The sequence below is a fragment of the Pseudomonas sp. R15(2017) genome, assembly GCF_002112685.1.
GTDB lineage: Bacteria > Pseudomonadota > Gammaproteobacteria > Pseudomonadales > Pseudomonadaceae > Aquipseudomonas > Aquipseudomonas glycinae.
Genome location: NZ_NEII01000012.1, coordinates 119,950 through 145,997, shown reverse-complemented (window position 1 = coordinate 145,997; position 26,048 = coordinate 119,950). Strand labels below are relative to the sequence as shown.

General features: G+C 61.6%; 19 protein-coding genes. 6 read left to right on the top strand and 13 right to left on the bottom strand.

Annotation, left to right across the window (positions count from 1 at the left end; genetic code table 11):
* Positions 1-2: 2 nt before the first annotated feature.
* From CAF77_RS23260 to CAF77_RS23205, 12 genes are all read right to left on the bottom strand, one after another.
* Entirely contained in the window at positions 3-4,727 is a 4,725-nt protein-coding gene (locus tag CAF77_RS23260) for an RHS repeat-associated core domain-containing protein (protein WP_084776991.1), read from the bottom strand.
* Entirely contained in the window at positions 4,724-7,630 is a 2,907-nt protein-coding gene (locus tag CAF77_RS23255) for a type VI secretion system tip protein VgrG (protein WP_064381960.1), read from the bottom strand. The genes CAF77_RS23260 and CAF77_RS23255 overlap by 4 nt, the downstream gene beginning before the upstream one ends.
* A 127-nt stretch (positions 7,631-7,757) precedes the next feature.
* Positions 7,758-8,273, bottom strand: a complete 516-nt coding sequence (locus CAF77_RS23250) for an Hcp family type VI secretion system effector (RefSeq protein ID WP_064381961.1) — start codon at positions 8,271-8,273, stop codon at positions 7,758-7,760.
* Positions 8,274-8,594: 321 nt separating this feature from the next.
* Positions 8,595-9,509, bottom strand: a complete 915-nt coding sequence (catA, locus tag CAF77_RS23245) for a catechol 1,2-dioxygenase (protein ID WP_064381962.1) — start codon at positions 9,507-9,509, stop codon at positions 8,595-8,597.
* Between the two features lie 35 nt (positions 9,510-9,544).
* The gene (catC, locus tag CAF77_RS23240) at positions 9,545-9,835 is read right to left on the bottom strand and encodes a muconolactone Delta-isomerase (RefSeq protein ID WP_011333751.1); all 291 of its coding nucleotides are present in this window, start codon (positions 9,833-9,835) and stop codon (positions 9,545-9,547) included.
* An 18-nt stretch (positions 9,836-9,853) separates the two neighbouring features.
* A complete protein-coding gene (locus tag CAF77_RS23235; protein WP_064381963.1) occupies positions 9,854-10,975 on the bottom strand; it encodes a muconate cycloisomerase family protein in 1,122 nt (373 codons plus the stop codon).
* 22 nt (positions 10,976-10,997) lie between these two features.
* Complete coding sequence (locus CAF77_RS23230; RefSeq protein WP_064381964.1) at positions 10,998-11,759, bottom strand: 1,6-dihydroxycyclohexa-2,4-diene-1-carboxylate dehydrogenase; 762 nt, start codon at positions 11,757-11,759, stop codon at positions 10,998-11,000.
* Between the two features lie 27 nt (positions 11,760-11,786).
* A complete protein-coding gene (gene benC, locus CAF77_RS23225; RefSeq protein WP_085655384.1) occupies positions 11,787-12,794 on the bottom strand; it encodes a benzoate 1,2-dioxygenase electron transfer component BenC in 1,008 nt (335 codons plus the stop codon).
* A 46-nt stretch (positions 12,795-12,840) separates the two neighbouring features.
* On the bottom strand, positions 12,841-13,329 hold the full coding sequence (gene benB, locus CAF77_RS23220; protein WP_011333747.1) for a benzoate 1,2-dioxygenase small subunit: 489 nt from the start codon (positions 13,327-13,329) through the stop codon (positions 12,841-12,843).
* Positions 13,329-14,684, bottom strand: a complete 1,356-nt coding sequence (benA, locus tag CAF77_RS23215) for a benzoate 1,2-dioxygenase large subunit (RefSeq protein ID WP_064381966.1) — start codon at positions 14,682-14,684, stop codon at positions 13,329-13,331. Before benA ends, benB begins: the two co-directional genes overlap by 1 nt.
* Positions 14,685-14,825: 141 nt before the next feature.
* Positions 14,826-15,782: an AraC family transcriptional regulator gene (locus CAF77_RS23210; RefSeq protein WP_064381967.1), complete on the bottom strand. Its 957-nt coding sequence runs from the start codon at positions 15,780-15,782 to the stop codon at positions 14,826-14,828.
* Positions 15,783-15,930: 148 nt separating this feature from the next.
* Complete coding sequence (locus CAF77_RS23205; protein WP_064381968.1) at positions 15,931-18,057, bottom strand: TonB-dependent receptor domain-containing protein; 2,127 nt, start codon at positions 18,055-18,057, stop codon at positions 15,931-15,933.
* A 142-nt stretch (positions 18,058-18,199) separates the two neighbouring features.
* Here CAF77_RS23205 and CAF77_RS23200 point away from each other — a divergent pair, with 142 nt between their 5' ends.
* The gene (locus CAF77_RS23200; protein WP_082934460.1) at positions 18,200-18,523 is read left to right on the top strand and encodes a hypothetical protein; all 324 of its coding nucleotides are present in this window, start codon (positions 18,200-18,202) and stop codon (positions 18,521-18,523) included.
* A gap of 18 nt (positions 18,524-18,541) precedes the next feature.
* On the opposite strand, the gene CAF77_RS23195 is transcribed toward CAF77_RS23200, so the two are convergent.
* Positions 18,542-19,312, bottom strand: a complete 771-nt coding sequence (locus CAF77_RS23195) for an AraC family transcriptional regulator (protein WP_064381970.1) — start codon at positions 19,310-19,312, stop codon at positions 18,542-18,544.
* 223 nt (positions 19,313-19,535) lie between these two features.
* Between CAF77_RS23195 and CAF77_RS23190 the strand changes: the two genes are divergently transcribed.
* From CAF77_RS23190 to CAF77_RS23170, 5 genes are all read left to right on the top strand, one after another.
* Positions 19,536-21,167, top strand: coding sequence for an APC family permease (locus CAF77_RS23190; protein ID WP_085655385.1), 1,632 nt, complete (start codon positions 19,536-19,538; stop codon positions 21,165-21,167).
* A 22-nt stretch (positions 21,168-21,189) separates the two neighbouring features.
* Positions 21,190-22,116 (top strand): 4-hydroxyproline epimerase, encoded by a 927-nt coding sequence (locus CAF77_RS23185; protein WP_064381972.1) that lies wholly within the window; start codon positions 21,190-21,192, stop codon positions 22,114-22,116.
* A 55-nt stretch (positions 22,117-22,171) separates the two neighbouring features.
* Positions 22,172-23,119, top strand: a complete 948-nt coding sequence (locus CAF77_RS23180; protein WP_064381973.1) for a dihydrodipicolinate synthase family protein — start codon at positions 22,172-22,174, stop codon at positions 23,117-23,119.
* Between the two features lie 78 nt (positions 23,120-23,197).
* Entirely contained in the window at positions 23,198-24,790 is a 1,593-nt protein-coding gene (locus CAF77_RS23175; protein WP_064381974.1) for an aldehyde dehydrogenase (NADP(+)), read from the top strand.
* Entirely contained in the window at positions 24,780-26,042 is a 1,263-nt protein-coding gene (locus CAF77_RS23170; protein WP_085655386.1) for an FAD-binding oxidoreductase, read from the top strand. Before CAF77_RS23175 ends, CAF77_RS23170 begins: the two co-directional genes overlap by 11 nt.
* Positions 26,043-26,048 lie beyond the last annotated feature (6 nt).

Sequence of the window (26,048 nt, the reverse complement as noted above, 5' to 3'; positions counted from 1 at the left end):
CACTACTTCGTTGGTGTGTAAGTTCGACTGCCACTTGGCGAGTGTACGGTGATATTGCATCCCAGGTTTCGAGCCAGTGATCGAATCCCCCCGGCTCCCGGAAGTCCGCAAGCCTTGCAAGGGTCTCGATCCACCCACATTTCCGCACTTTCGGCCTTGCCTGCCATACCCGCATTGACCGCATGCTGCACCGCTTCGGCTTCTGCGTGGGTTTTGGTCTGCGCATTTACCCGCTCAAGTGTAATAGGCGTTTTGGGATTTTGAGCGCTTGAGTTTATACCCTCGAAACTCTGGTCGTTGAACTTCAAAATCGCCAGTGTCGATGTGTCTTCGGCAGAACCTGCAACCGGAAGGCCCAATGCCTTTCTTCGGTCGGCCAGTTGTTGCCTTGGATCACAGCCCTCAAGACCCAGTGGGTCAACCCAGCCTGTCGGGTTAGGCGCATAGGCATATAGATTCAGGCCGCCTGCATAACTGATCGGATCCTTGCTGATGAAACGGCCAACGTCAGGATCGTAATATCGGTACCGGTTGTAATGCAGCCCTGTCTCATGATCGTGGTATTGCCCCTGAAAACGAATCGGGTTTGCCAGCCCTTGCTGCAGTGCCCACTCCGAACGTTTTTCAATGGCAGTACCCCATGCCTTGTACTGTGCACTCCAGACGATCTCCCCGTTCTGGTTGGTCAGCTCCTGTGGTGTGCCCAAGTGGTCACACTGATACCAGCTCAAGACATCGATCGGTGGTGCTTTGGGCACAATGCTCCATAACGGATCATCGGCCAGACGATAGTCATCGCTGTAATGAGGCTCGGCAAACAAGTTGATCGATTGGTGCCGTAAAGCCTGGGCCACGGGAACAAACGTGCCGGGCTCATAGATGTAGTGCACCGTCCGCCCCGGATCGCCGTCGGTCTGTGAAAGGCTGCTTTCCCAGGCCAGGTTGTCGCCGTCCCAGCCGTACAGCGTGAAACTACAACCCAGTTCTCTTTGCCGACGTGACAGTTCGTTCTGGTTCCACTGCGACCCGGCTTCGGGGTGTTGCTTGAAGTGCGCACGTGAATGCTTGTACAGCCGCCGACCCAGCGCATCGTAGGCGAAGTCGATTTCCAGACGGGCATCATCGAAATGCACCAGGCGATCGAACAGGTCCCAGCGCATCCGGCTGATACTCGCGTTGTGCCAGCGCTGAATCAGGTTGCCACGGTCGTCATAGTCGTAATGACTGCCAGCGTACTCACGCAACAAATTGTCGAGAAGCTTGCTCCGGGTCGGATACTGGTCCAACGGTCGCCGAACCTGTTCAGCCTTGGCATCCATCAAATTGCCGGCGGGATCGAACGCGAAGGTTTCCACACCCAGACGACTGGTGGCGTTGAGCAGACGACCTACCGGGTCGTATTGATAGCCGATCGGCCCACGGCGAGTGTCATGGATACCATTCAATTGGCCCGCCGCGTCATATTGATACTCGCGCTTGAGCAGGATGCGCTTGTCATCACTGTGTCCCAGCAATTGTTGTTGCAAGCGACCGGCAGGGTCCCATTTTTGAGTCTGGAAAAGGCGATTGCCCTGATGTCGGGCGACTTCACGATGCAGATCATCACGCTCGTAACCGATCAGGTCGTGCTCATCCAGCCGCATTCCCAACAAGTGGCCACTGCCGTAGGTCAGCCAACTGATCCGGTGTCCATCCGGACGCACAGTGGCCACTCGCTGATTCAGCGCATCATATTCGTGCTGCCAGACCGCAACCGTCGGTTTTTCCAGTACCGAATAATGCTGATGCTCGCGCAACAGGTTACCTGCCGGGTCATGAAACCACTGCAAGCGACTCTTATCATTGCTGGCGAGCACCAGGTTGCCGTTTCCATCGTAGGCAAAGGTTTCTTCCTGCGACTCACCGCCAAGTCTTGCAAGACGAGAGATCAGGCGGTTCATCGGATCGAAGCGCAATTCAGTAACGCGCTCCCCATCCCTCGTCGAGGCTAGACGCCCGGTATCAGGATCGTATTGGTAGTGCTTGCTCCGACCGTCGAAGCCGGTTTCGTGGAGCAGCCGCCCTACCGGGTCGTACTCGAACTGCGCTCGCTGTTCATTTTCGTTTTCCAGGGCCGACAAGCGCCCGAGCCGATCCCAGCGATAGCGCAATGTCTGCTCGGCAGCGTCCACCCGCTCCGCCACCAGACCGGCAGCGGTGTAACTCCAGGAGGTGCAGCGACCAAGGCCATCGATGTGGATCAGTAATCGACCTTCGGCATCGCGCGTGAATCGCTCTTCGGATTTGTCCGGATGTTTGATCAGTACCAGTTGACCCGCCTGATATTCGTACTCGGTACTTTGCCCGGCTGCATCGGTGAAACAGATCGTCTGCCCTCGACTGTCATATTCCCAGGTGCTGCTTTTTCCGGAGCAATCGGTGTACTTGGTCAACTGGCCAGCGTCGTTGTACTCAAGTTTCTTCTCGGCGCCGTTGGCATCCTTGATGGCCGTGAGCAGACCGGCCGGGGTGTAGGTGTATTCGGTCTTGTTACCCAATGGGTCGACGGCTTCTACCAGATTGCCCTGTGGATCGTAATCGCGAAGCCACAGGCCACCCTCCGCGTCGCTGATCTTGATCAGTTGATCCTGGTCGTCGTAGGCAAAGTGCAGGACCGTATCGTCGGCCCGGATATGTTCGAGTACGTTCCCGCGATCGTCATAGCTGAATCGATCGATGCTGCCGTCGGTATGAACATGGCGCACGATGTTTTTTGCGTCATCGCGAAACAGCCATTCCGAGCGTTCGTCGGGATGACGGATACGATAGGTGTAGCCAAGGATGTCGTAGTAGTGCCAAGTCTCATTGCCATGGGCATCGGTGACGTAAGTCAGGCGAATATTTTCATCCCACTCCAGCCGGGTATCGTAGCTGCCGTCATCGGCCCATTCGCGTATCGCCCGCGCATCGGCGCCCTGTCCCTGCCATTGCAGATTCATACCGCGTCCGGTGCGATCGGTGTATCGGGTGATGAGGTGATGCTGGTACTGGTAACTCCAGACCGCCGCATTTTCGTCCTGAGCCTGTATCAAGTCCCCGGCGTCGTCATAAACATAGGCGCACAGCTGACGCCAGGGCGCACCGTCGCGAATTTCCCAGAGGCCGATCAAACGCCCCTGATCGTCGATCAATGTACCGAGTTGCAAATGAACCCTGGAAACGTCCCCTTGGTAGGTGATCAGATCCGACAACACGACTTCATCGTTATGGCGATGTTCGTAGTGCAGCATGATTCCCGCACCGCTGCGCAGTACGATTCCACTCAGCAGATAGCGCTGACCTCGACGAACATAGGTTTCCTTGCGCTCGACACCGCTGCACAGCACCAATTGGTTCTCGTCGACGCGTACCAGCGTGAGGCTCTCGATCGGGTCGTAGTGAGCTTCACCCACTTTGGGCAGAGGGTAGTTGTGGCTGCGACCATCAGCTGCGTGGTACACCACCCCGTCATCGACGCGATCAAATCGGGTGGTGAACTCGGTAATCCAGCGAGCACCGCAGACGCCCTTGTCGTAGGCATCCAGACGTGAGTAATAGGTGCGAGTCCAGGTGACCGGAAACGGGCCGGGCAGGCTGAAGTCCGTGTGATTGAAAGTCTCCGATCCCATGGCAAAGCTGATGCTATGGGCGGTGATGGGACACACACCGTTCTTGCGGCAGTTGGCGTCGGCTTTCGCGCCTGCCTGCTTTGACTGCATCTCCAGTTGCCCGTCCCCGGCCCTGCGTTGGGCTTTACTCGTTCCGCCGGGTTTGACCGTTGCGCTCTGGCCATGAGACCTGCGTTTGCGCCAGGTCACTACCGCCCCCGCCAGCATCTGCAACAACCAGCCGATAGAGTGCTGCACACCTGGATCGGCAAGTTTTTTCAGCTGGGTTCGCAGTTCTACACCCAGATTACGCAGCATGGATGTATTACCCAGTACCAAGGCCTTGGCTTTTTCCGGCAGCAGATTTTTCGCTGCACTATTGGCCACCCCTTTTCCTGCAGCCTTGTAGGCGCCAAATGCAGCGCCAAAGATATTGCTGATGGCCGCCTTGGGATCATGCAGTAACTGGCCCCGTGCCGCGGTGAGCTTTGAACCTGCCGCGTTAAGGTCGCCTTTGGCGTCAAGCTTGCCGTTGACCACCGTTTCCAGGCCCTTGGCAATCTCGTTCACCGCGCTTTGACCCAGCTTTCCAGCGTCGTCGAGAATGCCCGCCAGTTTGGGTTGTGCCTGTTTGACGAAGTCATCGATGGTGCCGACGATGGTCGCGTTCAGATGCCCGATCAACACTTCAATCAGCGAGTCCCCCAGCAGCATCTTGGCGCTGTTACGCAGTTCCTGACGCACCAGCCCCAGGGTCGGGCGTAGTGTCATGCGCGCAGAAGCCATGGTCGGCGGCGCAGGCAATACACCAATCAGGTTGATACCCAGGCTGACCCAATCCAGCACCTGACGCTGTTTGCTTTTGGCCAGGGTGACGATGTCTCCGAGGGCATCAACCAACGCCATGATGTTGCCCACGACAGGAAGAGCACCCGCGACGTTCTTGACCCGATCAAGTGTGACGACACCGCCGCTGATGGACTGCAACCAGGCATCGAATTTGGCAGCGCCGCGTCCGACATCCTGAATATCGATCGTGTTGAGGGGTACCACCGCGACTTGCGGCTCACGCTGTTTCGCACCACCGCCCCCAGTTGTCATGACAGCACCTCACCCGCCAGCAATTCCGGAGTTTTCAAAGAAGGTTTTGGAAGCGTCGGCGCCGGCAGACTCGGCAACTTGCCCGCCTTGCTCGCCGCCCCGAGAATCCCCGACGCACTCGGCATCGCCGCACTCGCCAGTTTCGGCAGCCCGGCTACCCCGCCCTGCACCACGCCCTTCACCTGCTGCGCCGTTTGCATCGCACCTTGCGCGGTCTGCACGGCGCCCATCCCTGTTTTCGCCATGTCCTTGCCCTTCTCCAACATGTCCCAGTTCTTGCTCGGCAACACTTTGGCGACCATCGCCTGCACCTGACTTGGCACCTCATCAGCACCCGGCGGATTCAACGGCCATTCCGGCTTGCCGATGTAACTGCCTTCACTCCAGGTGTCCGCAGGATCCTTGCCGAACAGCACCCGCGCTGGCCCCGGTGCGGCGCCGGCGACGCTGGCAAAACCCTTGGCGTCGAGTTTGCCCTTGATGCTTTTGCCCAGCGCATCGATGACTTCGTAGTCGCCGTCCTTGATGCCCTGACGCCCGGCGTACTGGTTGAACAATTCAAGGTTGCCCTTGCCCGGTTTCGGCGGTTCCGGGAACACGCCCGCCAGGGATTTCGCCCCGGTGTAGGCGAAGTTCGCTGCGTGGGCGGTGTACGGGCCGCTGGTGGCGTGGGTGATGCCGCCGGCGTTGTAGGTCGTGGCGCTGCCGCCGCCCTGGATCACCAGTTCGGTCTTGGCGGTGATGGTGATGCGGTCGGCGTTGGCGGTGATGTTGAGTTTGGCCAGCAGGTTGATGCTGTCCTTGAGTGCCTTGACGTCGATGTCGCCGGACGCCGCCACCAGCCGCCAGCCCATGCTCTGCACGAACAGGCGCATGCCACGGCTGGCACTGGCCAGCAGGCGTTTGCCGATGGAAAAACTGGTGTGCCCGGTGCTGCTCAGCGCCAGGTGTTCGCCGGTGGCGATGTGGCTGGAGCGCGGTGTGGTCAGGGCGATGCCGGCGGGGCTGGCGAGTACCAGATGCGGCTCGGTGAACTCGGGAAATTCGTTGGCGGTGAGGTTCGCCGGGCCACTGCCGAGTACGCCTTGATGCTGCGCGTGCAAGGCCTTGGCCACGTCATCCTGGTCGCCCGCTTCCTGGGCTTGCAGCTCTTTGGCCTGCGTGGCGAAACCGTCCTGTTGATCGCTGGCGGTGGCCAGGCGCTCGGCGGTCTCCGGCAAGTCCTTGTGGTGCTTGGATTCATTCGGGCGCGGTTCGGTGGTAATCAGCAGACCGGCGCCGGCACGCACGGCGCCGTGGCGGTCGGTTCTTAACTCAAAACCTTCACCCCGAGGCTGACCGCCGCTTGGGCGCGGGTGGGTCAGGTAACCAAGGTTGATCGCGCTCGCGCCGTGATCGCTGCGCAGCGCGATGCTGATCTCGCTGGTGGTGTCGTCGATGCGCAGTTCGTTGGCGCGGCTGCCCTTGTATTCCTTGCTCTTGACCGTGGCCAGGGTCTTGAAGTCCGGCAACTTGTACGGCGGCAGGTTGGCGCCGTGGTACAGGCAACCGGTGATCAAGGGCTGGTCGGGATCGCCTTCGAGGAAGGTGATCAGCACTTCCATGCCGACCCGCGGAATGTTGATCGAGCCAAAGGTCTCGGCGGCCCAGCTGGAGGCCACGCGCATCCAGCAGGAGGTCTTGTCGTCGCGCTGGCCTTCGCGGTCCCAGAAGAACTGCACCTTCACCCGGCCGTATTGGTCGCAGAAGATTTCTTCGCCTTCGGGACCGGTGACCACGGCGCTTTGCGAACCGAGGACCTTGGGTTTTGGGTGGTCCAGCGGCGGACGGTACGGCACGTCCCAGGGAATCGCGTTGAAGCGGTTGCGATAACCCTGATGGAAATCGTCTTTGTTGTCGGTGGTGTCGCTGGTCACCGACTCTTCCAGCACTTGCGGCTGCTTGCCTTCGTGGAAGATTTCGGTGAGCAGCCACAGGTCGTTCCACGTCGGGTTGGCGTGGTCGGTCAGGGCCAGAAAATGCCCGGTGACCAGGATCGGCTGGTCGCTGTTGCCCTCGGCCAGGCGATAGTCGCTGCGATGGCGTTCGAGGTTGCGGTTGGCCAGGTGCTTGCCACGCTCGCGATCCACGAAACGGCCCGGGTAATCGTAGTCTTCCAGGTCCGGCTGGGCGCTGCTCTTGGCGTCGCTTTCCAGCTCGATCTTCGGTTTGACGAAGTCGTAATCGCGTCGCGTGGTGCGGCTGGTGCGGGTGGCCAGGCGCAGGCCGAAACGCTTGACCACCGGCTGGTCCGCCACCAGCCCGGAGTCCTGCTGATAGGCCACCGGCGCCAGTTTCGGGAACACCGTCTGGTCATCGCCGAAGGTCAGTTTGTGGCCGCTGGACGTGTGCTGGAAGTGGTAGTGAATACCCTCTTCTTCGCACAGGCGCTGGACGAAATGCAGGTCCGATTCGTCGTACTGCGTGCAGTAGATCCGCTCGGGATACACCGCACTCAACTGGAAGTGGTAATCGCTGGCCAGAATGCCGTGTTCTTCCAGCACCTGGCTGATGATCTGCTGCACCGTCATCTGCTGAAAGATGCGCTGGTTGAAGCGGTGCGCCAGGTACGAAAGCTGCGGTCGCAGGGAGATCTTGTAGCGGGTCAGGCGCTTGCCCGCCTCGCCTTGGGCAATGCTGTAAATCAGCCCGTGAATCCCGGTACCGCTCGGCGACAGTTGAAGAAACGCCAGTTTGTGCAGCAGGCTTTCGAGGTTGATCGAAGCCTTTTCGCTGACCAGTTCCAGCTCGAATTCGAAGGGCGTGTTGAGGGCTTCCCGACCGGTGAACGACAGCACCTGGAAATCGCTGTCCGCGCCATCGATGGTCAGATTGAAATGGGGCTGGTTGGCCGGTGAGAACATTCCCTTGTCCCTCGTGCTGTGCTGCAACCCACGCCAGATTGATAAACCTCTGGCGGCAGTAATCCTTTAAGAACTCAAAGGTTCCGGCCAGTAACGCTGGCCGGAACGGTACAACCATCAGCCGTGATTAAACGACCGGAGCACGCCAGTCATCGGAGCCCGAAGTACCGGAGACTTCGTGGGTCCAGGTGATTTTGCGGTAGGTGAAATGCACCTCTTCCAGATGAGTGAAGTGGGCGTTTGCCGGGTCCTGGCAGTTGTGCATCTTGTTGTTGATGGCGACGATGATCGCGTCTTCCAGTTTGGTGGTGTAGTAGTGCTCTTGGGTGCCTTGCGCCGAAGTGCGGTACCACTGGATAACGATTTCGCTCATGCGCTCGCCGGAGGTCAGAGCGGCTTGCAGCAAAGGCGAAGCCTTGTCGTAAACCTTGGTGATCACGACTGGCTTGTGCACGCGCTGACCGGTTGGCTGACCGGATTGCGGGTCACGCGGGATGATCACGTCGTGGCTGAACGCCTGAACCATGACCTGGTCTTCGTGACCTTCCTGGTAGGTGTTGCCAACGGAGTCGGCGGTGAAAGCGCCGGCAGTGATCAGGCCTTGTTTTTCGCCGGTAACCGACATGTACGCTGGTGTTGCCATGGGGTGTGCTCCTTGCTCAAAAGACAGGACCGGACGGCGTGATTGCCTGCCCAGGTGACCAAGGAGATATCAAAAGTCGTGCCAGCCACATCAGGGCTTTTCCCCATCAAAGACTTACGATGCTTGCGTGGGACAAGTTCGTTTTTGGCTGTAGGAAACAACGAAAAAGTGCGCAAGAAGTTGCGCAGTGCTGTGCAACTTCTTGCGCACTTGGCTGTAAGCCTCGATATAGAGAGCTTGCCGTGGCTTTCACCGTGATTTTATTACGGGCAACTGCGCAACTTTTTGCGCAGTTCCGCCAATCCGATCAGAGCTCCGAAATCAGACTTCCTGCAACGCCCGTGGCCGCTGACTGCGCTGTTGCGCCGCCGCATCCGGCGCCTGCTGCAACTGGAAGTCGAACTTCAATTCGGCTCGACGTCCCGCTGCATCCTCCAGAAACTCGACCTCCCCGACCAACCCTTCACGGGTCGCGTACGCGAAGTCATCCCACAGATACTTGTCCCCGGACAGATTGATCTGCGTCGTCAGATGCCGATGCCCCGGTGCAGAAATGAAGAAGTGAATATGAGCCGGGCGCTGGCCGTGGCGGCCGAGCAGGTTCAGACATTCCTGGGTCGGGCCTTGGGGGTCGCAGCCATAACCGGAGGGCACGATGCTGCGGGCGCGATAGCGGCCTTCAGCATCGGTGATGATCCGTCGGCGCAGGTTGTATTCGGACTGGCTCTGGTCGAAGAACGAGTAAGTACCTTTGGTGTTGGCGTGCCACAGGTCGACCGTGGCGCCGGCCAGCGGCTGGCCCTGCGGATCGAACACCTGACCTTCGAGCAACATCAGCGTGGCGACGCCCTCCTCGCTGCCGTCGTCCATCCGGCATTCCCCTTCGTACAGCGGCGCGCCGGCCACGTATAACGGGCCTTCGATGGTGCGCGGCGTGCCGCCGGTCAAGCCGATCTGCGCGTCCTTGGCGTCCTGCAGCAGGTCGAGGAAATGCTCGAGGCCGAGGCCGGCCACCAGCAGCCCGGCTTCCAAGCGGCCGCCCAGACGGTTGAGGTAGTCGACGGCTTTCCAGAATTCGTCTTCGCTGATCTCAAGGTCTTCGATGATCCGGGCGGTGTCCTGCAACACTCGCAGGACGATGTTTTTCAGGCGCGAGCTGCCGCCATCGTTGGCAAAACCGGCAGCTTCTTCGAAGAATTTTTGCAGTTCGGCAGTGTGGGCAATCTTCACGGTCATGGTGTTCACCTCATCTTGTTGTTGTGGGGGCGGGCTCAGCGGTCGTCGGTGTGGATCGACGAGGGATGGCGGCAGAGGCCGTCGATTTCGATGTCCATGTAGGGAAACAGCGGCAGCAGCATCAGGGTGTCGTGCAGCGCTTCGACGCTGGGCACATCGAACACGCTGTAATTGGCGTAGTGCCCGGCGATGCGCCAGAGATGGCGCCACTGGCCTTCGCGTTGCAGGCGCTGGGCGAGTTCCTTTTCGTCGGCCTTGAGCTTGGTGGCAACGGCCTGATCCATGTCGGCGGGCAATTTCACGGTCATTTTTACGTGGAACAGCATGGCGTTCTCCTTAAGGAATCAGTGCCGGCGAAAACGCGCCAGACGCTCTTCATCCAGCGTCAGGCCCAGGCCCGGGGTGCGTGGAATGTGCAGGTGAAAGTCGCGGTACTGCGGGCGCTCGGTGACGATGTCTTCGGTCAGCAACAACGGGCCGAACAGCTCGGTGTCCCAGGTCAGTTGCCTGAGCGTGAGGAACGCATGGGCCGAGGCCAGCGTGCCGACGGAGCCTTCGAGCATGGTGCCGCCGTACAGGGCGATGCCGGCGGCTTCAGCGATTTGCGCGGTGCGCAACACGGCGCGCGGGCCGCCGTTCTTGGCGATCTTCAAGGCGAACACGCTGGCGGCGCCGTCGGCAGCAAGGCTGAAGGCGTCCTCGACGCTTTCAATGGATTCGTCGGCCATGATCGGCGCCGGGCTGCGCTGGTTCAGGCGAATCTGCCCGGAACGATTGACTCGCGAGATCGGCTGCTCGATCAGGTCGATACCGTTGTCGCCGAGCACCTGGAAGCCGCGAATTGCCTGGGATTCGTCCCAGTACTGATTAACGTCGACCCGCACACTGGCACGCTCGCCCAGGGCTTTCTTGATCGCCACCACGTGCTTCAGATCCTGCTCCAGCGGGTTGGCGCCGATCTTCAGTTTGAAGATCCGGTGCCGCCGCGCTTCCAGCATTTGTTCGGCCTCGGCGATGTCGCGGGCGGTGTCGCCGCTGGCCAGGGTCCAGGCGACTTCGAGGCTGTCGCGGACCCGACCGCCGAGCAGTTCGCTCACCGGCAGGCCGAAGCGTTTGCCCTTAGCGTCGAGCAACGCGCTCTCGATGGCGGACTTGGCGAAGGTGTTGCCCTTGGCGATCTTGTCGAGTTTCTGCATGGCGACGTTGAGGTTGTCCGCGTCCATGCCGAGCAGCGCCGGCGCCAGGTGCGCGTCGATGTTGGCCTTGATGCTTTCCGGGCTTTCGTAGCCGTAGGCCAGGCCGCCGATGGTGGTGGCTTCGCCGATGCCTTCGATACCGTCGCTGCAACGCAGGCGCAGGATCACCAGCGTCTGGTTCTGCATCGTGTGCATCGCCAGTTTGTGCGGGCGGATGGTCGGCAGGTCGACGATGATCGCCGACAGGTTTTCAATCAGGATCCGGTTCATTTCAGTGTCCATTCAAGCGTGATCAACCGAGGTCACCGCCACCGACCGGCAGGGTTACACCGGTGATGTAGGAGGCGTCGTCCGAGGCGAGAAACAGGATCGCGCCGACCTGTTCATCAATGGTTCCGTAGCGTTTCATCAGGCTGCTATCGAGGGTTTGCGCGACGATTTCCTGATACCAGGCCTGCTCCTGCGCAGATTGTTCGGCGGCGTTGCGCGGGATGCGCCGGGGCGGCGCTTCGGTGCCTCCGGGCGCGGTGGCGTTGACCCGGATCCCGCGCTCGGCGTTTTCGAATGCCAGACAGGCAGTCAGCGCATTGATCCCGCCCTTCGCCGCGCCATACGGAACGCGGTTCAGGCTGCGGGTCGCAATCGACGACACATTGACGATCGCGCCGCGCCCCTGCTTGAGCATGTACGGCAATGCGGCGTGGCAGCACCACAGCGTCGGGAACAACGAGCGGCGCACTTCGGCCTCGATCTGCTCGACTTCGTAGTGTTCGAACGGCTTGGCCCAAATGGTGCCGCCGACGTTGTTGACCAGCACATCCAGGCGCCCGAACGCATCGACGGCGGCGCTCATCACCCGCGCACAATCGGCGTATTGCTCAAGATCGGCGATCAGCGACAGCACGCTCTCGCCCTGCAGTTCGTGAACCAGCTCGGAGCGGTCGACGGCGATCACCTGCGCGCCCTCCTCCAGCAAGCGCTCGCACACCCGGCGACCGATGCCCTGCGCTGCGCCGGTGACCAGCGCGACCTTGTTGGCGAATCTGTTGTTCATGACAACCTCGCAATTCAGAAAGAAGACTCAGGCCGCCGCGAATTTCTCGTAGTAGAAGTTCGCCGGCGTGATGCCCTGCTCGCGGATGTACTGGCTGACGGCCTCGACCATCGGCGGCGGACCGCACACGTACACGTCGACATCGCCTTCGTTGAGGTGGCGCGGTTCGATGTGCTGGGTGACGTAGCCCTTGAGCGGATGCTGGCTCTGCGGATTGGCCACGCAGGCGCCGAAGCTGAAATTCGGGATGCGCGCGGCGAACGCTTCGAGGCGGTCGAGTTCCACCAGATCGAAATCGTTGGTCACACCGTAGATCAGGTGAACCGGATGTTCGCTGCCCTGCTCGGCGATCTTCTCCAGCATCGCCGTGAATGGCGCCAGCCCGGTGCCGCCGGCCAACAACAGCAGCGGCCGCTTGATCTCGCGCAGGTAAAAACTCCCCAATGGCCCGGCGAGATTCAGGCTGTCGCCGGCCTTGGCCAGCCCGGTGAGGAAGCTGCTCATCAGGCCGCCGGGGACATTGCGGATCAGGAAACTGACCTCGCCGTTCTTCTGCAACGAGCTGAAGGAATAGGCGCGGGATTGCTCGCTGCCCGGCACTTGCAGGTTGACGTACTGACCGGGCAGGAACGCCAGTTTGCTCAGGGATTCGCCCTTGAGCGACAGCGCGATGGTGCTTTCGGAGAGCTGACGGACATCGCTGATCGACGCCTGATAACTCGCCTGTTCGGTCTTGCACACCTGCGAGCCGACCGGCACCCGCACCACGCAATCGCTTTCGGCGCGCATCTGACAGGTCAGAACGTAACCCTGGGCCAGTTCGTCTTCACTCAGGGCGTCTTCGATGAAGTTGTCGCCCATGGCGTAACGCCCGGCTTCGGCGAAACACTTGCAGGTGCCGCAGGCGCCGTCGCGGCAGTCCAGCGGGATGTTGATGCCTTGGCGATACGCCGCGTCGGCAACGGTTTCGTGGCCCGAGGCCTCGATGAAACGGGTGACCCCGTCTTCGAAATTCAGTGCGATCTGGAAACTCATGGTGCACCTCGCTCACAGCGTCGAGCCCGGCTCGCCGCCGTCTCGATCAGATGTGATAGATGTCGATGACCTGACGGACGTAATCGTTCTTCAGCACGACTTTCTTGGCCTTGATCAGCGGCTGTTCGCCGCGCAGGTCGAGGGTGTAGAAGCTGGTGCCGAAATAACTGTCGGTGACCTGATAGCGAAAGCTCAGGGTGTGCCAGTTGAAGCGCACCTGACATTGCCCTTCGCCCTGCTCGACGATCTCGATGTTGCTGAGGTTGTGCGAGGTGCGAGTGTCGGGGATGGTCGCGCTGGAGCGCTCGGTCTTGATCCGGAACACCCGGTCTTCGAGACCGCCACGGTTGCCGTACCAGATCAGCGATATTTCGCTTTGCGGGTCTTCGGTCAGGGTGTCGTGGTCGTCCCAGGCCGGCATCCAGAAACTGGCGTCGGCGGCGTAGAGTTCCAGCCACTGATCCCATTGGCCGTCGTCGAGGTAGCGTGCTTCGCGGTAGAGGAAGTCGCGCACGGTGTCGTAGAGGTTGCTCATCACACAGCCTCCACGAGAATCAGATCCCGCTCGGCCGAAGCGGCCTTGAGCATGGTTTCCTGCCAGTACTTGTGTTGCAGCACGAACAGGCCTTCGTCCTCGGTGCGCATGCCGGACAGCAACGGCTTGAGGTCGATTTCCTCGGCCGCCGCGTCCGCGCCTTCGACCCAATGGGTCGCGCCACGGGACATGTCGTTCCAGCCGCGCCCGGCGCCGTAGCCGGTCTGGCATGAGCGGAATTCTTCGAGGTCATCCGGGGTGGCCATGCCGCTGACGTTGAAGAAGTCTTCGTACTGGCGGATACGCTTAGCCCGGGCCTCCGCGCTTTCGCCTTTGGGGGCGATGCAATAGATGGTGATCTCGGTCTTGTCGACGGAGATCGGCCGGGCGATGCGGATCTGCGAGCTGAACTGATCCATCAGGTACACGTTGGGGTACAGGCACAGGTTGCGCGAGTTCTCGATCATCCAGTCAGCACGGGCCTGGCCGAAGTCTCGGGCCAGTTCGTCGCGGCGCTCATAGGCTGGACGATCCTCGGGGTTGGCCCAGCGGGTCCAGAGCAGCAAGTGGCCGTGGTCGAATGAGTAGAAACCACCGCCCTTCTTCGCCCAACTGCCGGCGCTCATGGTCTTGATTTCTTCGCCGGCGTCACGCTGCTGACGCTGGTTCTGGGTGGCAGCGTAGTTCCAGTGCACGGAGCTGACGTGATAGCCGTCGGCGCCATTTTCGGCGGTGAGTTTCCAGTTGCCTTCATAGATGTAGGAGCTGGAACCGCGCAGCACTTCCAGGCCTTCTGGGGACTGATCGACGATCATGTCGATGATCTTGGCCGACTCGCCCAGGTGCTCGGCGAGGGATTTCACATCGGCATTCAGGCTGCCGAACAGAAAGCCGCGATAGGACTCGAAACGCGCAACCTTGGTCAGGTCGTGGGAGCCTTCGCAGTTGAAGCCTTCGGGGTAGCCGGCCTCGCTCGGGTCCTTGACCTTGAGCAGTTTGCCGCTGTTGTTGAACGTCCAGCCGTGGAACGGGCAGGTATAGCTGGAACGGTTGCCGGACTTGTGCCGGCACAACATGGCGCCGCGATGGCTGCACGCATTGAGAAAGGCATTGAGTTCACCGGCCTTGTTGCGGGCGATGAACACGGGTTGGCGACCCATGCTGAGGGTCAGAAAATCGTTGGCGTTGGGGATCTGGCTTTCGTGGGCGAGGTAAATCCAGTTGCCTTCGAAGATGTGCGCCATCTCCAGTTCGAACAGCCGCGGATCGGTGAACATCTCCCGCTTGCAGCGGTAGGCCCCCTTTTCGGGGTCCTCTTCAAGCATGGCATTGAGGTAGTCGATTCCCAGGGACATGGCCGGGGCCTCCATTGTTATTGTTCAGGCCAGGTCAGATTAGGGAGGCAACGCGGGCGGCAATATCCGAATCCTGCAGAGCGCTATCCGTTTTGTGCAGGACGGCGCAGCAGGTGCTTCAGATTGTTTCGAGGCGGGAATTCAGTGGCGGCGCTTGAAGGTCACGGACGGCAATTCGCCGAACTGCTGGCGATAGCTTTCGGAGAAACGCCCGAGGTGCAGGAAGCCGTAGTCGAGCGCCAGTTCGGTGAGGTTGCGCACCGGACAGCTCGGATCGTTGAGGCAGGCATGAATGCGTTCCAGCTTGCGCTGGCGGATGTATTGCATCGGGGTCACGCCGAGCTGGCGTTCGAACAGCGCGTACAGGGAGCGCGAGCTCATGTTTACCTGGGCCGCCAGGTGTTCGGCGGGCAGATCCAGCTTCAGGTTGCGCTCTATATAGTCGAGGATCCGCTCGAAACTGACGCTCGGCGAACTCAGGCATTCACGGCTGACGTTGGTGTTCATCAGCGAAATCAGTTTGCTGCCGACGATCTGCGCGTAATGCTCCTGCACCCGCAGCAACGGGTCGCTGGCTTCGGCTTCCTGGCAGATCATGCCCAGCAGGCTGGTAAACCCTTCCAGCTCGTCGAGCCGGTAATGATTGCGCAGGAACCGGATGCCCCCGGCAGGATGCAGCCAGCGCTGTTCGTCGCACACCGATTCCAGCACGCTGACCGGCACCTTGAGGATGAACTTCTCGCAATCGTCGGAATAAGTCAGGTCCACCGGATCGTCCGGGTTGATCAGCAGCAATTCGCCCGGCACCAGATGATGCTCGCGCTTGTGCCCGCGCCACAGGCAGTTGCCTTGCAGCAGGACTTGCAGGTGATACACGGTTTCCAGCGCCAGCGACGTCACGCGCACGCTGCCGCCATAGCTGATGCGGCACAGATCGAGATCGGCGAGTTTGCGGTGATTGAGGCTGGCTTGCGGGTGGGTGGTTCTGGACAGGCCGATGAAATGCTGGCCGACGTGCTGGTTCACATAGTCGGAGACGGCATACGGGTCAGCGTGGCGAAACACGCTGCTGCGGTCGCTCAGCAGGCGGCTGTCCATGGGCAAGGCACTCGATCTTGTCGTTATGGTGATGGTCGCGGTTTGCGCCATCACCGGTCACAGTACGCCGGCGTGGCGGATCGGGCAATTGGACGAAGGTTTGGCTGTCCGGTGATCGAACGGTTTCAATCACCGCGCTTTCGTCGGATCAAAGCAGACTCCACGACACCCCGACATACATCGCCATGCCCTCACCCGGCGTGGAGCGTGCGGCGTCCAGACCTTTATCGTCATAGCCCGGCGTAACTGTAGCGGCGTAGTGTTTGTCGGTCAGGTTGCGCATGTCCAGCCAGGTCTGCCAGTCGCCTTTCGGTGCGTTGTAACCGAGGGTCGCGCCGAAGGTGGCGTAAGGATCGGCGTAATAGCTGTTGGCGTAATCCACTGCGGTTTTCGAGACCAGTTGCGTGTTGATGGCGGCAAAGAACCCCTGCGGGAAGTCGTAGCGCAGTTCGCCCTGGTAGTAATGCATCGGCAGGCCCGGCAAGCGGTTGTCGCCGAAGCGGTCGTCGTCGCGATAGTGGAAGTCGCTGAAGGTATAGGCCTGGCGCAGGCTCAACTTGCCGCCATCGTTTGCTGACCACAGGTTGCTGAGCAGGCTGGCTTCAATACCTTGGTGCACGGTCGGGCTGGCATTGAGTTCGTAAGGCGTTGTGGCGTTGGCGTCCGGCAATACCGAGAGCAATTCGTGGCGCACTTGAGCGTAGTACCAGGCCAGGCTCCACTCGCCCAACGCGCTGTCGCCACGGCCGCCGAGTTCCAGGGTGGTCGCGGTCTGGTTCTGCAGCTTGACCGGGTCGCGCTGGGTGCCGGTGGCGGCGCCGCTGCCGGCCGGGAACCGTACGTTGGAGCTGTAGATCAGCGACCACGGATGCGGCGCTTCGACCGAACGGCTCAGGTTGCCGAACAGTTGCAGGTCCGGCGTCACCTGATAGCGCAGACCCAGACGTGGCGCATAGTCCCAGTCACCGAGGCTGGTCTTGCCGCCACCTTCCGGGTAGGTCACGGCGCTTTCGCGACGGGTGTAGATCGCGGCGAGGCCGGTGGTCAGCCACAGGTCGTCGGCGATTTCCAGGTCGTTGCCCACGTGCAGGACAGAATCCGAACCCTGATAAGTGAAGTTGCGCATATGCGTGCCCGGAGCATAACCAGCGGTGTTGCCGCCGGGAATACGCACCAATTCGCTGGCCCCGTCGTTGGGCAGGTGTTTGGTCACTCGCAGGCCCACGGTGCTGTTGCTCTCCATCCCCCAGAGAGTGTCGCGGCGCTTGTAGTCGAACGTGCCGCTGACATCGGTGTACGCCACCTTCAGGCGATTGGGACCTTCGCGCAGGTCCATCGGGTAATCGTGATAAACCAGACCGGTCTGGATGCTCGAATCGTCATCGATGTAGTACGTGGTCTTGTTACCGATGAAGGTGCTGCCAGGCTGGTCGCGGCTGTCGTTGCGCGTCACGTAGGCCGGGTTGGCCGCGCGCGGATCGTGTTCGATGGAATGTTTGGTCACCCGGCCGGCAAGGTCGTTGTCGGTCTCGCGGTGACGAATGTAGAAGCGGGTTTCCAGATTCGGATTGAAGCGATAACCGAAGTTGGCGATCACGCCCTGACTCTTGCTGGCGGTGTGATCCTGATAACCGTCGGAATGCGCATCGGTCATCGACAGGTAGTAATCGAAATCGCCCAGCACCTGACCCGAGCTGACTTGTCGCTGGGCATAACCGTGGCTGCCCATGACATAGCGCACATTCAGCAGTGGCGCGTTATAGCCGGTGTGGCTGACGTAATCGACGGCGCCGCCGAGGGCCAGCGCACCGCGATCAAATCCGTTGGCACCGCGCAGGACTTCTACATGGTCGAGCCACAACGGCTCCAGTAATTCGTAAGGCGTGCCGCCGGGGCCGGTCAGCGGCAGGCCGTCGAGCATCGTGTACAGCCCTGATGCGTGGGCGCCGGGGGCACGGTTGATGCCCGAGCCACGGATCGAAATCTTCGTCCCTTCGTTGCCCGCCGACTGGGCATAGACACCCGGCTGATACGCCAATACGTCCTGATTGCCCGCGACCCGGCCCTGCAATGGCTGGCGCATATCCACCACGTTGCTGCCACCCGGCACCTCGGCCAGACGCGCCTTCGCCTCTTCCACCGACGCATCTTCACCGCTCTGATCCTCGGCCCCGATCAGCACTTGCCCCAGTTCCATGCCCTGAGGCTCGGCTTCGACGGGACAAGCAAGGGCCAGCCCCAGCAAGGCGGCGGGCAGGGTTTTGAGCGAAGGCATCGGGTGAACTCCAGACAGGCGGGAACGGACAGTGACAACTGCGACGTATGAAAGAACGAAGGAAACACATGGCGATTTGGTTTTTTGTCAGGTAAACAGGCCTGTGGTTTTCCAACAGCAATCAAACAAGGGAGCGTCTGAGGTGGCTGAAGAAGTGCTGAAGTCCAGGCTGGCCAATTTTCTCGTGCCCGGCGGACTCTGGGTGGGTGGGAAAGTGGTGATCACGCCGTCCGGGATTCGTATGAGTGCCAATGCCATGAACCGCGCGGTGCCCGGCGGAGTTCTGGACGTTGAAGTCCCGATAGCCACGATTCGCAAAGTCACTCTGGAGGGGGGATTCATTACCCGGATCGTCAGTCTGGAGACCGACAACGGTTACGTTTACTTCCGTTGTTTCGGAGCGAAGGCAATGGCCGGGCTGATCACAAAACTGTACGTCGCACACACGCTGAAACGAGCGGGCTGATCGCCCACCGAAACCCGCTCATTGCTCTGTCGCCTGCCGATACTGACGCGGGGTAAAACCGGTCGACGCCTTGAACTGGCGGGTGAAAGCACTGTGATCGGTGTAGCCGCATTGCAGTGCCACCTCGGTGATCGGCAGTTCGGTATGCAACAGGCGATGGGCATGTTCCAGTCGCACTTTCTGAATCATCTGCCTCGGCGTCAGGTGGAACACCCGTTTGCAGTAACGTTCCAGTTGCGCCACCGAGATACCGGCGATCCGGGTCAATTCGCCCAGGGTCACCCGACGATTGAAATGCGCGCGGATGTGTTCGTCGACCGCCGCCAGGCGCTGAAACGCCGGGTGGGTTTCGCTGGCCGATTGCAGGTCCACCGAAATCCCCGCGAGGCCGATGATCTCGCCGTCGCGGTTGTACAGCGGACGCTTGTGCGTCAGGCACCAGCCCGGTTCGCGACTGCCGTATAGATGCAACTCCAGCTGATCCTCCAGCACCAGTCCCTCTTCCAGCACCCGCCGGTCCTGCTCGGTATAACCCGGTCCCAGTTGCGCCGGAAACACCTGCGCACTGGTTTTGCCGAGCAGCGGTTTCAGGTCTTTCAAACCGCAGCGCTGCACCAGCGTGTGATTGGCCAGGACGTACCGCGCCTGCACATCCTTGATGAAAATTGCCGCGTTCGGAATCACGTCGAGCATCGGCAACAGCGGCGCCACCCCCGCCAACAGCGCCTCGAGGGTGTGGGGGCGATTGTGCTCATCGCCCTGGCACAGGATCGCAAATGCGTTCTGCATGGTGACGGTTTTCCCCGGTGAGTGGATCGGGCTGAGGCGTTCGCGTGCAGATTGCAGCAACGTTCGAAGCGTGTCGAGCGCCGCTGGCTTTCTTCGCAACTGTGCCGATTTCGTCATTCAGAGCTGCACAAAACATCAATCGCCCGACGCCCGATGAGTTCACTGTTTAGCCGTTCCAGTGACTCACACCTGCCTATCCAATAACTCACAAGAAGGCGATGCCATGTCAGGCCAAGGCAAGTTCAAAAAACAACTTTCATTGATCGACCTCACCTTTATCGGACTGGGGGCGATCTTCGGTTCCGGCTGGTTGTTCGCGGCCAGTCACGTGTCGGCGATTGCCGGGCCGGCCGGGATTTTTTCCTGGTTGCTGGGCGGGTTCGCCGTGTTGCTGCTGGGCATCGTCTACTGCGAACTGGGCGCGGCATTGCCCCGCGCTGGCGGTGTGGTGCGTTACCCGGTTTACAGCCACGGGCCGCTGCTCGGTTACCTGATGGGATTCATTACACTGATCGCGTTTTCCAGTCTGGTGGCGATCGAGGTGGTTGCCTCTCGCCAATACGCGGCCGCCTGGTTTCCGAGCCTGACCAAGGCTGGCAGCGGTGATCCGACCTTGCTCGGCTGGCTGGTGCAGTTCGGTCTGCTCTGCGTGTTCTTCCTGCTCAACTACCGCAGCGTGAAGACCTTCGCCAAGGCCAACAACCTGGTCAGCGTGTTCAAGTTCATCGTGCCGCTGCTGGTGATCGGCGTGCTGTTCACCTTCTTCAAACCGGAAAACTTTCAGATCCAAGGCTTCGCCCCCTTCGGGCTTTCGGGCGTCGAGATGGCGGTCTCCGCCGGCGGCGTGATCTTCGCCTACCTCGGCCTGACCCCGATCATTTCGGTGGCCAGCGAAGTGAAGAACCCGCAACGCACCATTCCGATTGCGCTGATCCTGTCGGTGCTGCTTTCCACCGCCATCTACGTATTGCTGCAAGTCGCCTTCCTCGGCGGCATCCCGACCGAACTGCTCGCCAATGGCTGGGCCGGTGTTTCCAAGGAATTCGCCCTGCCGTACCGCGACATCGCCCTGGCGCTGGGCGTGGGCTGGCTGGCGTATCTGGTGGTCGCCGACGCGGTGATCTCCCCCAGCGGCTGCGGCAACATTTACATGAACGCCACGCCCCGGGTGATCTACGGCTGGGCGCAGACCGGCACGTTCTTCAAGGTCTTCACCCACATCGACGCGAAGTCCGGCATCCCGCGTCCGGCGTTGTGGCTGACCTTCGCCCTATCGGTGTTCTGGACCCTGCCGTTCCCATCGTGGGAAGCGCTGATCAACGTGGTATCCGCCGCGCTGGTGCTGAGCTATGCCGTCGCCCCGGTGACCGTCGCCGCGCTGCGTCGCAATGCGCCCGACATGCCGCGCCCGTTCCGGGTCAAGTGCATGGGCGTGCTGGGGCCGGTGTCGTTCATCATCGCAGCGCTGATCGTTTACTGGTCGGGCTGGAACACCGTGTCCTGGCTGCTCGGCCTGCAAATCCTGATGTTCGTCGTCTATCTGCTCTGCGGCCGCTTCGTGCCGACCACCCACCTCAGTCTGTCCCGGCAAGTGCGCTCGTCCGCGTGGCTGATCGCCTTCTACGCGGTGACCATCGTCCTGTCGAAACTCGGCACCTTTGGCGGCCTGGGCATCCTCACCCATCCGTTCGACACCTTGGTCGTCGCAGCCTGTGCGATGGGTATTTATTACTGGGGCGCGGCCACCGGCGTACCGGCACACCTGCTGCGCCTGGAATCGGAAGAGGATGAAAGCGAAGTCGCTTCGCCGTCCCCTACCTCCAACACCAATCCTCGCGCTGCCGGCGCTTACTGAAACCACTTAACGGGACCTGTCCATGAAACGAGTACACGTCATTGATTCCCACACCGGCGGCGAACCCACGCGTCTGGTGATGAAAGGCTTTCCCGACCTGCCCGGCCGCACCATGGCCGAGAAACGCGACGCCCTGCGCGACCAGCATGACCAGTGGCGCCGCGCCTGCCTGCTGGAACCGCGCGGCAACGATGTGCTGGTGGGTGCGCTGTATTGCGAACCGGTGTCGCCGGACGCCACCTGCGGCGTGATCTTCTTCAACAACGCCGGTTACCTCGGCATGTGCGGCCACGGCACCATCGGCCTCGTCGCATCGCTGCAACATCTGGGGCTGATCGCACCGGGCGTGCACAAGATCGACACGCCGGTCGGCCCGGTCAGCGCAACGCTGCATGAAGACGGCGCCGTGACCTTGGGCAACGTGCCCGCCTATCGCTCACGCAAACAGGTGGCGGTGGAAGTGCCGGGATACGGCCGCTTTCTCGGTGACGTCGCCTATGGCGGCAACTGGTTTTTCCTGGTCTCCGAACACGGCCAGACGCTGACGCTGGACAACGTCGAAACCCTGACCGACCTCACCTGGAAAATGCTCAAGGCCCTCGAAGACCAAGGCATCCATGGCGAGGACGGCGCGCTCATCGACCACATCGAACTGTTCGCCGACGACGCCGAGGCCGACAGCCGCAACTTCGTCATGTGCCCCGGCAAAGCCTACGACCGCTCCCCTTGCGGCACCGGCACCAGCGCCAAACTGGCGTGCCTGGCCGCCGACGAAAAACTCGCGCCCGGCGAGCGCTGGGTGCAGGCGAGCATCACCGGCAGCCAATTTGAAGGCCGCTTTGAATGGGAAGGCGAGCGCATCCGCCCCTACATCACCGGCCGCGCCCATATGACCGCCGACAGCACGTTGCTGATCGACGACACCGATCCGTTCGCGTGGGGCATCTGAGCCGCTGCGCTGCACTTTCAAACCCCTCTGAATGACCGTTCCAAGGAGAACAATAATGTGCGACAACATCTTCACCGGCTGCATGCCCGCCCTGATGACCCCGTGCACCGCCGCGCGCAAACCGGACTTCGATGCGCTGGTGGCCAAGGGGCGCGAGCTGATCGACATTGGCATGAGCGCCGTCGTGTACTGCGGCTCCATGGGCGACTGGCCGCTGCTCACCGAAGCCGAGCGTCAGGAAGGCGTGGCGCGGCTGGTGGCCGCCGGGATACCGACCATCGTCGGCACTGGCGCGGTCAACACCCGTGAAGCGGTGTCCCACGCGGCCCATGCGGCGAAGGTCGGCGCGCAGGGTTTGATGGTGATTCCTCGGGTGCTGTCCCGTGGTGCTTCGGCGGCGGCGCAAAAAGCCCACTTCGCGGCTATTCTGCAAGCCGCGCCGAACCTGCCGGCGGTGATCTACAACAGCCCTTACTACGGCTTCGCCACCCGCGCCGACCTGTTCTTCGAACTGCGCCGTGAATACCCGAACCTGATCGGTTTCAAGGAATTCGGCGGTGGCGCCGACCTGCGCTACGCCGCTGAAAACATCACCTCCAAGGATGATGACGTGACCTTGATGGTCGGTGTCGACACCCAGGTCGTGCACGGTTTCGTCAACTGTAACGCCACCGGCGCCATCACCGGCATCGGCAACGCCCTGCCCCGCGAAGTGCTGCAACTGGTGGCCCTGAGCAAGCAGGCTGCCAAGGGTGACGCCAAGGCGCGGCGTCAGGCCCGTGAGCTGGAATCGGCGCTGGCGGTGCTGTCGTCCTTCGACGAAGGCACGGATCTGGTGCTGTATTACAAACACCTGATGGTGCTCAACGGCGACAAGGAATACACCCTGCATTTCAACGAAACCGATGCCCTTAGCGACTCACAGCGTCGTTACGCAGAAGCCCAGTACACGTTGTTCCGTCACTGGTACGAAAACTGGTCGGCGCAGCAGAACTTCGCCTGACCTGCCGCTGCGTTCAAGCCCGCCGCCCCCACGGCGGCGGGCCTTTTCGTGACCTGTTTTATTGATAAGGAATGCGCCATGACTCTGACGGGCCAACTGCTGATCGGTCAGCAAACCCTCACCGGCGACCGCGACGTCATCCACGGGATCAATCCGGCCACCAACTTGCCTTTGGAGCCGGGCTACGCCGGCGGCTCTGCCGAGCATGTCGAGCAGGCCTGCGCACTGGCCTGGGCGGCGCTCGACCGTTATCGCGAGACATCGCTCGAGGCACGGGCCGAATTCATTGAAACCATCGCGGGCGAAATCGAAGCGCTGGGCGACGAACTGATCGACCGCGCCCTGGCCGAAACCGGCCTGCCGCGCCCGCGCCTGCTGGGCGAGCGGGGCCGCACCTGCCAGCAACTGCGCTTGTTTGCCCGCACCGTGCGAGCCGGTGAATGGCTGGATGTGCGAGTCGACAGCGCGCAACCGCAACGCCAGCCGATGCCGCGTTCGGATCTGCGGCAGCGCCAGATCCCACTGGGCCCGGTGGCCGTGTTTGGTGCGAGCAACTTTCCACTGGCGTTCTCGGTGGCCGGTGGCGATACCGCTTCGGCACTGGCCGCCGGTTGCCCGGTGATCGTCAAGGCCCACGGCGCCCATCCCGGCACCAGCGAGTTGGTCGGACGTGCAGTGGCGCGGGCGGTGAAGGCCTGTGGTTTGCCGGATGGTGTGTTCTCGTTGTTGTACGGCTCCGGTCGTGAAGTGGGGATTGCGCTGGTCAGCGATCCACGGATCAAGGCAGTCGGCTTCACCGGTTCGCGCAGTGGCGGGCTCGCGCTGATCAAAGCGGCACAAGCCCGGCCCGAGCCGATTCCGGTGTACGCGGAAATGAGTTCGATCAATCCGGTGTTGCTGTTTCCGGCAGCCCTGCAAAATCGCGCCGAGGCATTGGCCCAGGGTTTTGTGGCTTCGCTGACATTGGGCGCCGGTCAGTTCTGCACCAATCCCGGTCTGGTCATCGCCCGCAAGGGGCCGGCGTTGGACGCCTTTATTGGCGCCGCCAGCGAACTGATCCAGCGCAGCCCCGCGCAGACCATGCTGACGCCGGGGATCTTCAACGCCTACGAATCCAGCGTGAATGCTCTCGCGGAAAATACCCGGACGCGCATTGCCGCCGTCGGCCAGCGCGCGACGGATCCGAATCAGGGCCAGGCCCATGTGTTCGTCACCGACGCCGCTGACTTTCTCGCCGACCACACCTTGCAGGCCGAAGCCTTCGGCGCCGCGTCCGTGATCGTGCAATGCGCCAGCGACGCTGAGATCCGTCAGGTGCTCGAACAGCTGGAAGGCCAACTGACCGCCACGTTGCACCTGGATGACGAGGATCTGCAACAGGCCCGCGCATTGCTGCCAACCCTGGAGCGCAAGGCCGGACGCCTGCTGGTCAACGGTTGGCCGACCGGCGTTGAAGTCTGCGATGCGATGGTGCATGGCGGGCCGTTCCCCGCGACCTCCGATTCGCGCACCACCTCAGTGGGCACGGCGGCAATTCTGCGTTTCCTGCGCCCGGTCTGCTATCAGGATTTTCCCGACAGCCTGCTGCCCACCGCGCTTAAACACGCCAATCCACTGTCGCTGCGTCGATTGCTCGATGGCCAAAGGGAAACCGCGAAAAATGCCGAATAACCCGCACGACATCGCCGTGGTCGGCGCCGGTATCATCGGCGTCGCGAGCGCCTTGCGCCTGGCCCGTCAGGGCTTGCGGGTGGTGGTGATCGACCCGCAGGAACCGGGCCACGGCGCCTCGTTCGGCAACGCCGGGCACCTGGCGACCGAGCAGGTGTTTCCGATTGCCGACCGCTCGATCCTCAAACGCCTGCCGGCCATGCTCATGGACCCGATGGGGCCGCTGCGCCTGGACTGGAAATACCTGCCCCGGGCCCTGCCCTGGTTTGCGCGGCTGTTGCTGAACCTGCGCTCGGCACCGTTCCAGCGCACCGTTGCCGGGTTGCGGGCGCTGAATGAAAGCTCGCTCGACGCCTGGCACCGCTTGCTCAACGACATTCAGCGCCCCGAGCTGTTGAAGATGGAAGGTTCGCTGCTGGTGTTCGAACGACCCGACTCACGCCCGGCACTCGAAGCACTGCAGCGACGCATGCAACAGCAACAAGTGCCAGTCGATTGGTGGCAGGCCGGAGCGGTACGCGAGACCGCGCCGCAACTCAGCGAACAGATTCAGGGCGGACTGTTTTTCCCGAACACCGGGCACTTCATCGATCCCTACCGCGTCGTGCGTGAGTTGGTGGAAGCGGCGAAAGCCAGTGGCGTACAGTTTGTGAAACAGGCGGTTCAGGGCGGGCAACTGCACGAGCATGGCGTCGACCTGAAGACCGGAACCGGCACCCTGTCCGCTCGCCAGGTGTTGATCGCCTGTGGCGCCCACTCGGCAAAACTCACCGCTGCACTGACTGGCAAAAAAGTACCGCTGGACACCGAGCGCGGCTATCACCTGATGCTGCCACACGAACACAACCGGCTGCCTTTCCCCGTCACCTCGCTGGAACGCAAATTCATCATGACCCCGATGTCCGAGGGCCTGCGCCTGGCCGGCACCGTCGAATTCGCCGGCCTCGACGCCCCTCCGACCATGGCCCGCGCCTGGCAGTTGCATCGATTGAGCCAAGGGTTGTTTCGTGAGGACTTGAGTGTCGAGGCAGCCACACCGTGGATGGGCTTTCGACCGTCGCTGCCGGATTCGTTGCCGGTGATTGATCGGGTGTGTGACGGGAAAGTGCTGCTTGCGTTCGGGCATCAGCATCTGGGACTGACGCAGGCGGCGGTGACGGCGGAGATGGTTGGGGGGATGGTGTTGCCGTCGGCGCAGGACACGGCTCGTATTCTGCCGGTGCGCGAGCCCTATCGGCTGGATCGCTTTTGAGTGGCC